The organism is Candidatus Pelagibacter sp. Uisw_101 (assembly GCF_047727615.1).
Lineage (GTDB): Bacteria > Pseudomonadota > Alphaproteobacteria > Pelagibacterales > Pelagibacteraceae > Pelagibacter.
The window spans coordinates 784,655-796,453 of sequence record NZ_CP159821.1; the positions used below are offsets into that span (position 1 = coordinate 784,655).

Here is an 11,799-nt window from a genome sequence, read left to right on the forward strand (position 1 = left end):
TAATTAATTTATTTAAGTTCTACTTTTGCGCCTGCTGCTTCTAACTTAGCTTTAAGTTCTTCAGCATCTTTTTTGTTAACACCAGATTTCACTTCTTTTGGAGCACCTTCAACTAAATCTTTTGCTTCTTTAAGACCTAAAGATGTTGCTGCTCTAACTTCTTTAATAACATTAATTTTTTTGTCACCAGCTGAAATTAACATAACTGTAAAATCGTCTTTAGCCTCTTCAGCTGCTCCACCTGCTGCTGCTGCTGGTGCTGCTGCAGCCATAGCTGTAACACCCCATTTTTCTTCAAGCTGTTTTGAAAGCTCAGCTGCTTCAACAACAGTTAAACTTGATAGGTCTTCAATAATTTTATTTAGATCAGGCATATTTTTTTTTACTCTTTAGGTTGTTTTTTAAGAATTTTCTGGGCTCAAACTACTCATTTTTTCGGAACGTGCAAGCAAAATACTTACAAATTTTGACGCTGGTGCTGCTAGAATTCCTACAATATTTGCTCTAGCCTCATCTAGTGTTGGTAAATTAGCTACATTCTGGACTCCAGCTTGGTCCAAAACATCGCTACCCATAATTCCACCTAAAAGTTTTAGGTTTTCATTAGTTTTTGCAAATTTTGATAAAATTCTAGCTGACATTATAGCATCATCAGAAAAAGCCACTGCTGTAGCTCCAGTAAATAGGTTGGAAAGATCCTTACACTTTGTTTTTTCAAGTGCTAACTTCGTGATTCTATTTTTAGTAATCTTAAATTTAATTCCATGCTCTCTCATTTGAGCTCTTAGTTCATCGAGTTGAGACATGGTAAGTCCTTGATAATGGGTAACTAGTACTGCTTCATTGTTTTGAAACTGAGATTCCATTTCACTAATATAATTCTTTTTTTGTTCCTTATTCATCATAACTATATAACTTTTCCTAATTTAACTTTATATGAAACACCCATACTAGATGTTACAAAAGTATTCTTAATTAAATCACCTTTTAAAGTAAGGTTACCTTTTTCTTTTTCTAAAGTGTCTAAAATAGTATAATAGTTTTTTAATAACTGATCGTCATGGAATGATTTTTTCCCAATGCTAACACCAATATTTCCATCTTTATCATTTCTAATTTCAGCCTGACCAGACTTAGCATCAGTTACCGCTTGTTTTACATCGTCAGAAACAGATCCAAGTTTTGGATTGGGCATAAGACCTTTTGGGCCTAAAATTTTTCCAAGTTTTGAAAGTTTAATCATCATTCCTGGTGTACAAATTAATTTTTCAAAATCTAACTCACCTGCTTTAATTTTATCAATAAACTCGTCACTTCCAACTATATCAGCACCTGCATCCTTAGCCTCTTGTGCTTTATCATCCTCACATACAACAGCAACTTTTACTTTTTTGCCAGTTCCACCAGGTAAATTAACTATCGTTCTAATATTAACTTCACCTTTTTTTTGTTTGTTATTAACTTGAAATGATAGATCGATTGATTCATCGAATTTTGTAGTACAGTTCTTTTTAACATCTGATAATAATTTTTCTATCAATTCAGATGCTAGATCCTTAGTTTTTTCTGGTAATTTTTTAAATCTCTTTGATGCCATTAGTCTTTAACCTCTATACCCATTGATCTTGCTGAACCTGCAATAATTTTAACAGCTTGCTCTAAGCTATGTGCATTAAGGTCTTTCATTTTTTGTGTTGCAATTTCTTCTGCTTGTTTTTTTGTAATTGATCCAGCTATACTTCTGCCTGGTTCTTTTGATCCACCTTTAAGTTTTGCAGCCTCTTTAATAAAGTAAGATGCTGGAGGAGATTTAATTTCAAAATCAAATTTTTTGTCTTTGTAAACTGTAATAATAACCGGGATTGGTTTTCCAGCTAATGCTTTAGTCTTATCATTAAAAGCTTTACAAAATTCCATTATATTAATTCCACGTTGACCTAAAGCTGGACCAACTGGCGGAGCAGGATTAGCTTGTCCTCCCATAATTTGTAATTTTATATATCCACTAATTTCTTTTGCCATTAACTTGCTTTCTCTACTTGGTTATATTCTAAGTCAACTGGTGTTGGTCTTCCAAATATTGAAACAGAAACCTTAAGTCTTGATTTCTCTTCATCTATATCTTCAACCATACCACTGAATGATGCAAAAGGACCGTCAACAACCTGAACTTTTTCACCAATGCTGTATTCTATACCAGATTTTGGCTGAGCTACACCATCTTTTATTTGTCCTAAAATTTTTTCTATTTCTTTATCAGAAACAGGAACAGGAATACCTTTTGAACCTAAAAATCCACTAACACGCTTTAAATTTTTAATCATATGATAAAGATCATTATCCATTTCACTTTTAATCAAAACATAGCCAGGAAAGTATTTCTTTTTTCTTTGAATTCTCTTTCCTCTTTTTACTTCTGTTACATCGTGTGTAGGAACAACAATTTCTTCAATTTTATCAGAAATTTTTGCTTTTTCAGCTTCTTCTTTAATTAATCCAGCAACCTTATTCTCAAAATTTGAGTGAGATTGAACAATATACCAATTTTTCATTAAATACTCACCTTTAATAAAGCTTCCAATAAAAATTTAAGCACTTGATCAAGAAGCAAAAAGAAAAGAGACATAATAACTGCCATAGCAAATACCATTAATGCACCTTGGATTGTCTCTTTTCCAGTAGGCCAAGAAACTTTAAAGGCTTCTTGTTTAACTTCTTGGATAAATTTTATCGGATTTTTCATAATATACTTTTTAGTTTATTGGCAGGAGCGGAGGGAATCGAACCCTCAACCTCCGGTTTTGGAGACCGGCACTCTACCAATTGAGCTACGCTCCTATAGAGTTTACTCTATAATTTTAGTTACTACTCCAGCTCCAACTGTTCTACCACCTTCACGAATAGCAAAGTTTAATTTTTCACTCATAGCAATTGGAGTAATTAAAGTAACAGTGAATTTAGCGTCATCACCAGGCATAACCATTTCAGTTCCAGCTGGTAATGTAACTTCTCCAGTTACGTCAGTTGTTCTAAAGTAAAACTGAGGTCTGTATTTAGTAAAGAAAGGAGTGTGTCTTCCACCCTCGTCTTTTTTAAGTACATAAGCCTGAGCTTCAAATTTAGTGTGTGGGGTAATTGAACCAGCTTTACAAAGAACTTGTCCTCTTTGAATATCATCTCGCTCAACACCTCGTAATAGAATACCGACGTTATCACCTGCTTCACCAGAATCTAAAAGTTTTCTGAACATTTCAACACCAGTACAAACTGATTTTTTAGTTTCAGTAACACCAACGATTTCAACTTCTTCGCCAGTTTTAATAACACCAGATTCAATTCTACCAGTTGCAACAGTTCCTCTACCTGAAATTGAGAAAACATCCTCAACAGGCATTAGGAAAGGTTTGTCAACATCTCTAGTTGGTTGAGGAATAAATTCATCAACAGCTTTCATTAATTCTAAAATAGAATTTTTTCCAATTTCTTCATCTCTACCTTCAACAGCAGCTAATGCAGATCCTTTAATGATGGGAGTTGTTTCACCTGGATATTTATAAGAAGTTAAAAGTTCTCTAATTTCTTCTTCAACAAGTTCAATCATATCTTTGTCATCAACTTGGTCTACTTTATTTAAATAAACAACAATTGAAGGGATACCAACTTGTCTTCCTAAAAGAATGTGTTCTCTAGTTTGAGGCATAGGACCATCAGCAGCGTTAACTACTAAGATAGCTCCATCCATTTGAGCCGCACCTGTAATCATGTTTTTTACATAGTCAGCGTGACCAGGGCAATCTACGTGTGCATAATGTCTCTTCTCAGTTTCATATTCAACGTGAGCAGTTGAAATTGTAATTCCTCTTTCTTTTTCTTCAGGGGCTTTATCAATTTGATCATAAGCTACAGCTTTTGCTCCACCAGTTTCTGCTAAAACATTTGTGATCGCTGCAGTTAATGTTGTTTTACCGTGGTCGACATGACCGATTGTACCAATGTTACAGTGTGGTTTATTTCTTATGAACTTTTCTTTTGACATTACTTTTTTACCTCAGTTTAGTTTTATTAATAATTTCTTTTTTTCTTGGAGCGGGTAAAGAGAATCGAACTCTTACATCCAGCTTGGAAGGCTAGCGTTCTACCATTGAACTACACCCGCACAACATCAAGAATAACACTCCATTGTTATAAAAAATTTTATTAAGTGGTGGAGGGGGAAAGATTCGAACTTTCGAAGACCGAAGTCAACGGGTTTACAGCCCGCCCCATTTGACCGCTCTGGAACCCCTCCTTTTTGGGGAAGTGTCCCCTTGCTCAATAAAGCTTCAAACAACAGCCGTTTTATATATTTTTATTATATAATTGCAACACGAGATTTACTGTGAAAATGGAGAAAAATACGTATAAAACAAAGATAATTTTATGAATAAATCATCATTTCTAATAGTTGGTCAACATGCGGTTATTGAAGCTTTAAGAAACCCAAAAAGAAAAGTTTTAAAAGTTTTTTTAACGGAAGAAAGTAAAAAAAATATTCATAGAAAAAACCCAAAGAAAAATGTTCTTGAGGACGTTAAGGTTTATTTTAAATCAAAAAAAGAATTAGATAAGTACACTTCTAAAGATCAAATGATGCATGGTGGTTATATTGCTGAAGTTGAACATTTAGACCAACCTGATTTAAAAGAATTTATAAAAGGAAAAAACAATCTAACGTTTGTTTGTATAGATGAGGTTACTGACCCAAGAAATATTGGATCGCTAATTAGAAGTGCCTCTTCATTTCATATAGATGGATTAATAGTTAAAGAAAGACAATTCCCATCAGATAGCAAGCTTATGTATAAAGCTGCAAGTGGTTGTATGGAACATATTAATATTTTTGAGGTGTCTAACATAAATTCAACACTTAAAAATTTAAGAGAAAAAAATTTTTGGGTTTATGGGTTCGATGCAAGAGGAGAAAAAGACTTTACAGATATTAAATGGGAAGGAAAGAATGTTCTTTTATTTGGATCTGAAGGTTTCGGTATGAGAGAGCATACTGGAAAATACACAGATTTTTTAGTTAAGATTGACATAAATAAAGATGTAGAAAGCTTAAATATCTCAAATAGTGCAGCGATTGTGTTTCATCATTTAAGTTATTTGAAAAAAAATTCTTGATTAGTTTAAGATTTCTTAATAGAAATCGGATATGCCCTTGTAGCTCAGCTGGTAGAGCAATTGATTTGTAATCAATAGGTCCGCGGTTCGACTCCGTGCGGGGGCACCACTAAAACCTAGTGGATTCAATAAATTATCCTTTCCAGAAAGTTAGAACATAAGAACAACGAAGAACATACAAAGCACGAAGCTAGAATTGTTTGTAGTCGTTATGTAGTCGTTCCTATTTAGATACCCAATGCGTTCGGTATCTGTTCGTTTATGTAAATAGCTTTCTTAATTGTTAAAAAGAAAACAACTTAGAAAGGAAATAAGAATGAAATTAACAGATGCTGTTATCAAAAATATAAATCACCAAGACAAGGATCAATTCTTTTCAATGCAAGGAACAGAAGGATTAACTTTAGTAGTATATAAATATCCCTCAACATCTAAGACTTGGTTTTATCAGTACAGACCTAAAGGCAAAAATTCACTTAGATTAAAGGTTGGTACCTATGAAGAACTAGGAATTAATAAAGCTGTATCAAGAGCTAAGAAAATATCTAATGAAATATTCTTGGGCAAAGATCCATATGCGGCTAGACAAAGTGTTAAAGGTGAAAATACTTTAGGTGAACAAATAAATGAATCTTATAAAACTATTCTCACACCTGCCAGATATAGAGCCTCAACCTTAACAGCTATTAAAAATATATTTAACTCTTACATCTTTAGAAAAACAAATAAGCTAGAGATCAGACAAGTTTTTGATCAGCTAGATAATATTCAGCATATAAAAGTTTCTTTGATAACTGGTAATCAGATAGCTAAGTTTCACCAAATCATGGGAGCTAGAACACCTAGACAAGCTAATATGTTTGCTGACTATTTAAAAATGCTCTTTAACATTTGGATTGAAAGAGGCATCACTAACAATCAACCCTGCAAGATTAAGAAGGAAGATAGGTTTGAAGAAAAAGAATATTTAGATTTTCTTAGAGAAGATGAGCTAGACAGAGTTAGATCTATCTTAATTCATAAGGATTTAAAAACAGGTAGATTCCTAGAGTCGCATTATAAAAAATATAAGTTATCTGTTGTAGCTTGTGCTTTAATCGCTTATCAAATTTACTCTTCAAGAAGAACTAGATCAGAGGCTAGCCCAATACAATGGGGAATGATTAACGACGGATTAGTCCCTACTCTTAAACTTGAACAAACTAAAACATCTAAAAAAAATCAGAAAACAGATTTTGGTATGGGAGAAGATGAGCTTGATGTTATTAGAACTATAAAAAAAGATAGATTAAATAATCCTAAAAGTAAGTTTTATTATCCACCAGAAGATAAACGTTTTGATTATGTATTTCCTTCTGCCGCATATGGTAGAAATCTAGGTAATGGTAGAAAAGCTAAATCATTATTCTTAACTGATGTAGATAAGACTTGGAAGAAGGTTCTATTGTTAGCAGGTGTTAAAAGAAAATTAAAACATTATGCAACACGACACACTCATGCAACTCAACTACTTAGGGCCACTGGAAACTTAAAACTTGTTGCTGATACGTTAGGTATTACAATCAAACAAGCTAGTAAGTATGCCAAGACTCAGCATGAAGATGTCATTGAAGGTAAAAACAAGGCATTTAAACAAAAGGAAAAAGTTGCACTAAAAAATATTGTTTAAGTACTACTAATGTTCCATTGTTCCGTCGGCTATGTTTCCTGTATAAGGAGCTATGAGTAAGTGGGACAAACTTATAGAATACTTAAAGAAAACCAATGCTAAACCAGATGCTGTTTTAGCCTCTATTAAAGTCATGTGGCCAGTTACAGGTAAGAAAGAAATTAAATATACTTACATTTAGATTATTGAATACTATCTGAAAATAAAGTTCTCTCAAACATTTTTAACTTATCCAATGCATATGCTTTTTCGACAGTTTCTAATTTTGCTCTACTCACTAAACCTACAGACCAAGTTATAAGTTCTAAATATATGGTCTCATTCTTATTTGCAGTCACATCTATATCAAAAGGCTCAAATCTCCATACAAGACCTGCTGTTTCATATACATTAATATTATAATTTCCAGGATCTACATCAGCTTGAATATAAGATTTGCTTGGTAAAAAATATGAGCCATGACCTAAAATTCCAATCGTTGGAATATCTGCGGATATTAAAGATCCACCTTTTCTTAAAATAATAATCTTTGATTTTCCAGATTCTAATGTTGTTTCTTTATAAAGACCACCTGTTGGTTTAACAGTTGTACATCCAGCTAACAACAAACCTATAAATACTATTCCTAAAATTTTTTTCATGTTATTAATAATGCCAGAAAACTCTAAGCCCAGTTTCTGATGTAGTATTTCTTGGTTCCATAAAATTACCTGATACATCAAGTTTTGAGTCTGCTATATCCCAATAATCCATGTAAAGCTCATAACCAAAATTTTTATCAGAATAATATTTTGCAGTAAGTTTTATTCCTGAGCCGTCTTCTTGATCATTTGTTATATCACTATAATTAGCGCTAACTTGGCTGATTTTGCTGGTTTGTTGGCCATATAAAAAATATAAGTATTCTCCTCTAAATTCCCATGAGCCACTTTCGTGGTTAACACCAATTGGTAAATATACATACCTAGACTCTCTGTCATAACCCGAGTGTCCTGTTGATGATGGTTTTAGACCACTGGCATTTAACAAATACCTAAAACCCAAACCCGAAAATATTGTTGTTCTAGAATTTGATCTTTCCATTGGAATTCCAAAATAACCAGTTGTTTCAAATTGATAGTCAGGAATACCTGTCATCGTGCCTGTACCTGCAGAAGTATAATTAACCTCACCCACTCCAAGTCTATTTTTAAACCCAAAATATGTTTCATCACTATAAGTTTCTGAATTAGTATTAATGCCGATCATCCAACCATCTTGTGACATAAAAAAACTATTATCTACAGGATGTCTTTCTTCATAAATTTTTGTTCCAAAATATGCACCTATTTCACTTTTTTTATTTTCAAAGCTTTTTACGTTAGAAATAGATAAATTCAAAAAGAGCACACTTAATAATACTATGTAATTTTTTTTCATAATTTTTATTGGGATTGTTTATATCCTGACTCTGTGGTTTCATTAATAGTAAATTTTGTTGAAAACAGACTTTGCTTAACCCCTATAATATAAAAATAATTTTTTTCATCTGCAACTCCTGAAGTTGAGTCAGTACCCATACCAAATCCACCTATTCCTGCTCCAGAAACTTTAATTCTATAATTACCAGTCACATTACTAGTTGTATATTCATTTACTCCAAGTTGTGCAATTTCAGAACCATTGACTTCAATTTTAGCCAAGACACCACTTGCAACAAACCCTCCTTCTCTGGTAAAATAGATAGTTGTATTTCCAGTACCTGTTGTGCTTATTGTTGGTCTGTTTTTACTACCTGTGCCAGAGCAAGATGATAATATTGGAATGATCAATAATATAATTAAAAACTTTATTTTTTTTATCATTATTAAATATTAAATCTAACTAAGTTCTTCATAATTACCCTTCCTAATAAATTAATATTTAAGAAGGGTAATTGAATTAATTAAAATAAGTAACCTACTGCAAAGAATGTTGCGCTTGTATCTATGCCACCTATATCAGCGTAATGAGTAATTGAATATCTTGTGTTACCACTTTCAATTCCTCCTCCTATTAAAGCACCAGCTCCAGTTTTACTTGCTGTTGCTGCATATGAAGTACTACCAATAGTTACATTTGCAGCTCCATCTATAGTTGATGAATGCATTCCAACTTTACCAAAAAAACCTTCTGGAGATTTAAAAACTGCAGCAATATCAATACCATGTATGTCGTAACTTTCAGAAGCACTATCTGCACCTATTTTATAGGTTGCACCAGCACCAGAAGTTTGGAAATAACCAACTTCAACTCCTAAGTTTGAAGAAATACCATATTCTCCAAATGCTCTTCCTACAAAAGCTCCTTTATCATATTCTGTAAGTACTGTAGATCCTGATGCATTAGCTATTGCTTGAGCTGTTTTTTCAGCCTCAATTTCTACTGGAGTCCAACCTAATTCAACACCAAATCTGAATTGACCTTCTTCGGCTTTTAAACTTTGGCTTGAAAATAAAATTAAGCCCAAAATAACTACTAAAGTTTTTTTCATTTTTTCCTTTAATTTATTAATTAAGTCTTAATTTTATAAAAAATAAACTACATAAAAAAGAGTAGAAATTACGCGTAATAATTACATATAAATGAATTGTTTTAGGAATTTTGTGTAATTTTTCCTTAAAATTGAATAGTTTTAGTAATGAAAATTAAAACATATGCATCAATTCTTGCAAATGATTTTAATGAAAAAAAAGACTTACTCTCAATTAATAAATTTCGTAAAGGACCAATACATTATAAGTTATGGCTCTTAATATTGGACAACTATTTAAATAAAATAAACACCACATCAGAATCTATAATGGTTCTTTTATCTAAAAATGCTTCTAGAAAAACTATAAGCCTTGTTTTAACCGAACTTGAAAATGAACAATTAATAATAAGGACGAAAAGTATACTTGATAATCGTATTATATTAATTGAACCCACTCAACTTACAATACAAGAGTTTAATGAATGGATTCAGATCTTTAAATCAGAACTCAATAGTGTTTAGGGTTAAATTAACATTTTGTTAAAATAATTTATTGTTAAATATTTATATTTATTCTTTAATTATTCACTAACCAAACCCCTAATCAGGTGTCTATCTTATGGAATGATTGCCCCTGATCTGTGGTTAAAACTGCGCTATTCTTGGTCCACGATTAATTGAATAACACTTCCTACATATTGGACCTGTGTTAAGACTTCCCTCATATTCCATCGTAATTTGAGTATGAACTTGTTCGTGGTTCCCACAGTTTATACATCGGTCTATGACTGGTTTGCAGTAACTCAAGTAATCATATTTTTTTTGAAATAATTTTTGCATAATTTTTTTGTAAAATAATTTTATTATATTTTTTTAAAAAGGGATTCATTTAAATGATCTTATCCACTGATATCTATTTTGACGTCACTAGCTCTATGAAACAGACTATATAAGCCTAGATATAAGTTACATCTACCACATAGGGAAACATCGTTTTTAAGAGTCCATAGCTCAACAGAGATTGACTCGGCACCACTATCGAGTCCTCATTCGACCTTGGAGAATGAACGGAGCAACAGCGACGTTCTTAGGAGCTCCGACAGAAAAAATACAACTCCAACGAGTCATTTGCTTATAATAAATACAAAATAAAACACACATAAAGACTCATCTATTAAATAAAGTTTAATTATTTTCTTTAACAAACAAATATCAATAAACATTGGTAACTGGAGGTTTCATATTCAGCTCTGTAGTCAATGTGTAGTAGAAATATATATTAGGGATTCACACTGACGTAAAAGTGTTGTAGGGTCTGGCAAGTAAAGGAAAAAATTTTTGGATCTATAAATTTGTAATCAATAGGTCCGCGGTTCGACTCCGTGCGGGGGCACCATCATTCAATAAAATCGATACTTATAATTTTTAAAAAGTTAAATTTCAATTCTTACTCTGCTCATAGTGTGCTTTGATTGTGTATAGAGTGTGCACAGATTTGAAATAACTTTCAATTAACGTTGGCAGTATTTATAAATCTATTTTTTACAAATAACACAAATTCTACCCATAAATAATTCATCTAAATATTTTATATGAATTAACGGGTAAAATAATAAACTAAGCATTTTAAATATTAATTTTTTAGATCTTCTTCCATCAGTTAATATGGGTCGCTTAATCCATCTAATATTATCCCAATCGTTGATCTTTAGAATTTTTTGAAATTTTCTAATAGATGTTCCATTAAGTGTAGGTAATTTTTCCCAATTTTCTAAACTTTTTTTTTCTCCTCTATACCATTTGGCGTTACCACCTCTTTCATCTAGAATTTCAAAATATTTTTCTGAAATTTTTTTAGCATTAAAAAACCAATGCAGACATGGTAAATTAGTAACAAAATTTAAATGCGATTCAAAAGGTTGTAAATATTGTGGAAAAATCGCAAGTAACATACCACCTGGTTTTAAGACTCTAAAACATTCGTCAATAGAATTTTCAAGATTTTGAACATGCTCAAATGTATCAGTACTAACAACGAAATCAAAAAAATTATCTTCATAAGGTAGTTTCTCACCTACACCAATTTTAAAATCTACATTAAGATTTTTTTCATCGGCGAACTCATCAGCAGCTATCTTAAAAATTGGATTTATATCTAAACCGTAACTTTTTTTAAGGTTATAATTTTCTGCCCATGCCAGAAGCCTTCCTCCAGTAAAACAACCTAGATCTAATAAAGTTTTATTTTCTAATTTTTTTTGGTCAATATCTTTTAAAAAATAGTTTTCCATCCAAGAATATTTGGTATCTTTTTCAATATTATACCTTGCAATACACGAAGATCTTCTTATTTCTTTCTTTTGATTTTCACTGCTTTTCAAATAATCGTCATGATTAAAGATTTCCCAATTTTCAGGGTTATCCTTCGAAGGAAAGCTTGAAAATATTTTCATTAAATATTTAATCATTATTA

16 protein-coding genes and 4 tRNA genes are annotated in these 11,799 nt (G+C 31.9%); 5 read left to right on the top strand and 15 right to left on the bottom strand.

Features of this window, described 5'->3' with window-relative positions; all coding sequences use genetic code 11:
* Positions 1–8: 8 nt before the first annotated feature.
* From rplL to ABXT48_RS04145, 10 genes are all read right to left on the bottom strand, one after another.
* Positions 9–374 (bottom strand): 50S ribosomal protein L7/L12, encoded by a 366-nt coding sequence (rplL, locus tag ABXT48_RS04100; RefSeq protein WP_415285746.1) that lies wholly within the window; start codon positions 372–374, stop codon positions 9–11.
* Between the two features lie 27 nt (positions 375–401).
* Entirely contained in the window at positions 402–902 is a 501-nt protein-coding gene (gene rplJ, locus ABXT48_RS04105) for a 50S ribosomal protein L10 (protein ID WP_415287128.1), read from the bottom strand.
* Between the two features lie 5 nt (positions 903–907).
* Positions 908–1,597 carry a 50S ribosomal protein L1 gene (rplA, locus tag ABXT48_RS04110; protein WP_415285747.1) on the bottom strand — a complete coding sequence of 230 codons (690 nt, stop codon included), beginning with the start codon at positions 1,595–1,597 and terminating at the stop codon, positions 908–910.
* Positions 1,597–2,022 carry a 50S ribosomal protein L11 gene (gene rplK, locus ABXT48_RS04115; RefSeq protein WP_415285748.1) on the bottom strand — a complete coding sequence of 142 codons (426 nt, stop codon included), beginning with the start codon at positions 2,020–2,022 and terminating at the stop codon, positions 1,597–1,599. The genes rplA and rplK overlap by 1 nt, the downstream gene beginning before the upstream one ends.
* Positions 2,022–2,552: a transcription termination/antitermination protein NusG gene (gene nusG / locus ABXT48_RS04120; protein ID WP_415285749.1), complete on the bottom strand. Its 531-nt coding sequence runs from the start codon at positions 2,550–2,552 to the stop codon at positions 2,022–2,024. The genes rplK and nusG overlap by 1 nt, the downstream gene beginning before the upstream one ends.
* Entirely contained in the window at positions 2,552–2,743 is a 192-nt protein-coding gene (gene secE / locus ABXT48_RS04125) for a preprotein translocase subunit SecE (RefSeq protein WP_415285750.1), read from the bottom strand. The genes nusG and secE overlap by 1 nt, the downstream gene beginning before the upstream one ends.
* A 19-nt stretch (positions 2,744–2,762) precedes the next feature.
* Positions 2,763–2,838 (bottom strand) — tRNA-Trp (locus ABXT48_RS04130).
* Between the two features lie 7 nt (positions 2,839–2,845).
* On the bottom strand, positions 2,846–4,036 hold the full coding sequence (gene tuf / locus ABXT48_RS04135) for an elongation factor Tu (RefSeq protein WP_415285751.1): 1,191 nt from the start codon (positions 4,034–4,036) through the stop codon (positions 2,846–2,848).
* A gap of 46 nt (positions 4,037–4,082) precedes the next feature.
* Positions 4,083–4,156: transfer RNA gene (locus tag ABXT48_RS04140), tRNA-Gly, on the bottom strand.
* A 46-nt stretch (positions 4,157–4,202) separates the two neighbouring features.
* Positions 4,203–4,288: transfer RNA gene (locus tag ABXT48_RS04145), tRNA-Tyr, on the bottom strand.
* 131 nt (positions 4,289–4,419) lie between these two features.
* Between ABXT48_RS04145 and rlmB the strand changes: the two genes are divergently transcribed.
* The 4 genes from rlmB to ABXT48_RS04165 all read left to right on the top strand — a co-directional run bounded on the left by rlmB (position 4,420) and on the right by ABXT48_RS04165 (position 7,013).
* On the top strand, positions 4,420–5,163 hold the full coding sequence (gene rlmB / locus ABXT48_RS04150) for a 23S rRNA (guanosine(2251)-2'-O)-methyltransferase RlmB (RefSeq protein ID WP_415277716.1): 744 nt from the start codon (positions 4,420–4,422) through the stop codon (positions 5,161–5,163).
* A gap of 33 nt (positions 5,164–5,196) precedes the next feature.
* Positions 5,197–5,272, top strand: a tRNA-Thr gene (locus tag ABXT48_RS04155).
* A 207-nt stretch (positions 5,273–5,479) separates the two neighbouring features.
* Complete coding sequence (locus ABXT48_RS04160) at positions 5,480–6,832, top strand: integrase arm-type DNA-binding domain-containing protein (RefSeq protein WP_415302554.1); 1,353 nt, start codon at positions 5,480–5,482, stop codon at positions 6,830–6,832.
* Positions 6,833–6,884: 52 nt separating this feature from the next.
* Entirely contained in the window at positions 6,885–7,013 is a 129-nt protein-coding gene (locus ABXT48_RS04165; RefSeq protein ID WP_415302555.1) for a hypothetical protein, read from the top strand.
* 1 nt (position 7,014) lies between these two features.
* Here ABXT48_RS04165 and ABXT48_RS04170 read toward each other — a convergent pair whose 3' ends face one another.
* The 4 genes from ABXT48_RS04170 to ABXT48_RS04185 form a co-directional block, all read right to left on the bottom strand.
* On the bottom strand, positions 7,015–7,473 hold the full coding sequence (locus ABXT48_RS04170; protein WP_415302557.1) for a hypothetical protein: 459 nt from the start codon (positions 7,471–7,473) through the stop codon (positions 7,015–7,017).
* Positions 7,474–7,477: 4 nt separating this feature from the next.
* Positions 7,478–8,251 (bottom strand): hypothetical protein, encoded by a 774-nt coding sequence (locus ABXT48_RS04175; RefSeq protein WP_415302559.1) that lies wholly within the window; start codon positions 8,249–8,251, stop codon positions 7,478–7,480.
* Positions 8,252–8,256: 5 nt separating this feature from the next.
* A complete protein-coding gene (locus tag ABXT48_RS04180) occupies positions 8,257–8,676 on the bottom strand; it encodes a hypothetical protein (RefSeq protein ID WP_415302561.1) in 420 nt (139 codons plus the stop codon).
* Between the two features lie 80 nt (positions 8,677–8,756).
* A complete protein-coding gene (locus ABXT48_RS04185) occupies positions 8,757–9,344 on the bottom strand; it encodes a hypothetical protein (RefSeq protein WP_415302563.1) in 588 nt (195 codons plus the stop codon).
* 147 nt (positions 9,345–9,491) lie between these two features.
* Here ABXT48_RS04185 and ABXT48_RS04190 point away from each other — a divergent pair, with 147 nt between their 5' ends.
* Positions 9,492–9,848, top strand: coding sequence for a hypothetical protein (locus ABXT48_RS04190; RefSeq protein WP_415302565.1), 357 nt, complete (start codon positions 9,492–9,494; stop codon positions 9,846–9,848).
* 1,013 nt (positions 9,849–10,861) lie between these two features.
* Here ABXT48_RS04190 and ABXT48_RS04195 read toward each other — a convergent pair.
* Entirely contained in the window at positions 10,862–11,794 is a 933-nt protein-coding gene (locus ABXT48_RS04195; protein WP_415302567.1) for a class I SAM-dependent methyltransferase, read from the bottom strand.
* Between the last annotated feature and the right edge of the window lie 5 nt (positions 11,795–11,799).

What these genes read in the sequence shown, in the direction of transcription:
- rplA (WP_415285747.1), bottom strand. Translation starts at nt 1,597, where the DNA reads ATGGCATCAAAGAGATTTAAAAAATTACCAGAAAAAACTAAGGATCTA.
- ABXT48_RS04180 (WP_415302561.1), bottom strand. Translation starts at nt 8,676, where the DNA reads ATGATAAAAAAAATAAAGTTTTTAATTATATTATTGATCATTCCAATA.
- secE (WP_415285750.1), bottom strand. Translation starts at nt 2,743, where the DNA reads ATGAAAAATCCGATAAAATTTATCCAAGAAGTTAAACAAGAAGCCTTT.
- rplK (WP_415285748.1), bottom strand. Translation starts at nt 2,022, where the DNA reads ATGGCAAAAGAAATTAGTGGATATATAAAATTACAAATTATGGGAGGA.
- ABXT48_RS04190 (WP_415302565.1), top strand. Translation starts at nt 9,492, where the DNA reads ATGAAAATTAAAACATATGCATCAATTCTTGCAAATGATTTTAATGAA.
- ABXT48_RS04170 (WP_415302557.1), bottom strand. Translation starts at nt 7,473, where the DNA reads ATGAAAAAAATTTTAGGAATAGTATTTATAGGTTTGTTGTTAGCTGGA.
- rlmB (WP_415277716.1), top strand. Translation starts at nt 4,420, where the DNA reads ATGAATAAATCATCATTTCTAATAGTTGGTCAACATGCGGTTATTGAA.
- rplL (WP_415285746.1), bottom strand. Translation starts at nt 374, where the DNA reads ATGCCTGATCTAAATAAAATTATTGAAGACCTATCAAGTTTAACTGTT.
- ABXT48_RS04160 (WP_415302554.1), top strand. Translation starts at nt 5,480, where the DNA reads ATGAAATTAACAGATGCTGTTATCAAAAATATAAATCACCAAGACAAG.
- nusG (WP_415285749.1), bottom strand. Translation starts at nt 2,552, where the DNA reads ATGAAAAATTGGTATATTGTTCAATCTCACTCAAATTTTGAGAATAAG.
- tuf (WP_415285751.1), bottom strand. Translation starts at nt 4,036, where the DNA reads ATGTCAAAAGAAAAGTTCATAAGAAATAAACCACACTGTAACATTGGT.
- ABXT48_RS04195 (WP_415302567.1), bottom strand. Translation starts at nt 11,794, where the DNA reads ATGATTAAATATTTAATGAAAATATTTTCAAGCTTTCCTTCGAAGGAT.
- ABXT48_RS04165 (WP_415302555.1), top strand. Translation starts at nt 6,885, where the DNA reads ATGAGTAAGTGGGACAAACTTATAGAATACTTAAAGAAAACCAATGCT.
- rplJ (WP_415287128.1), bottom strand. Translation starts at nt 902, where the DNA reads ATGAATAAGGAACAAAAAAAGAATTATATTAGTGAAATGGAATCTCAG.
- ABXT48_RS04185 (WP_415302563.1), bottom strand. Translation starts at nt 9,344, where the DNA reads ATGAAAAAAACTTTAGTAGTTATTTTGGGCTTAATTTTATTTTCAAGC.
- ABXT48_RS04175 (WP_415302559.1), bottom strand. Translation starts at nt 8,251, where the DNA reads ATGAAAAAAAATTACATAGTATTATTAAGTGTGCTCTTTTTGAATTTA.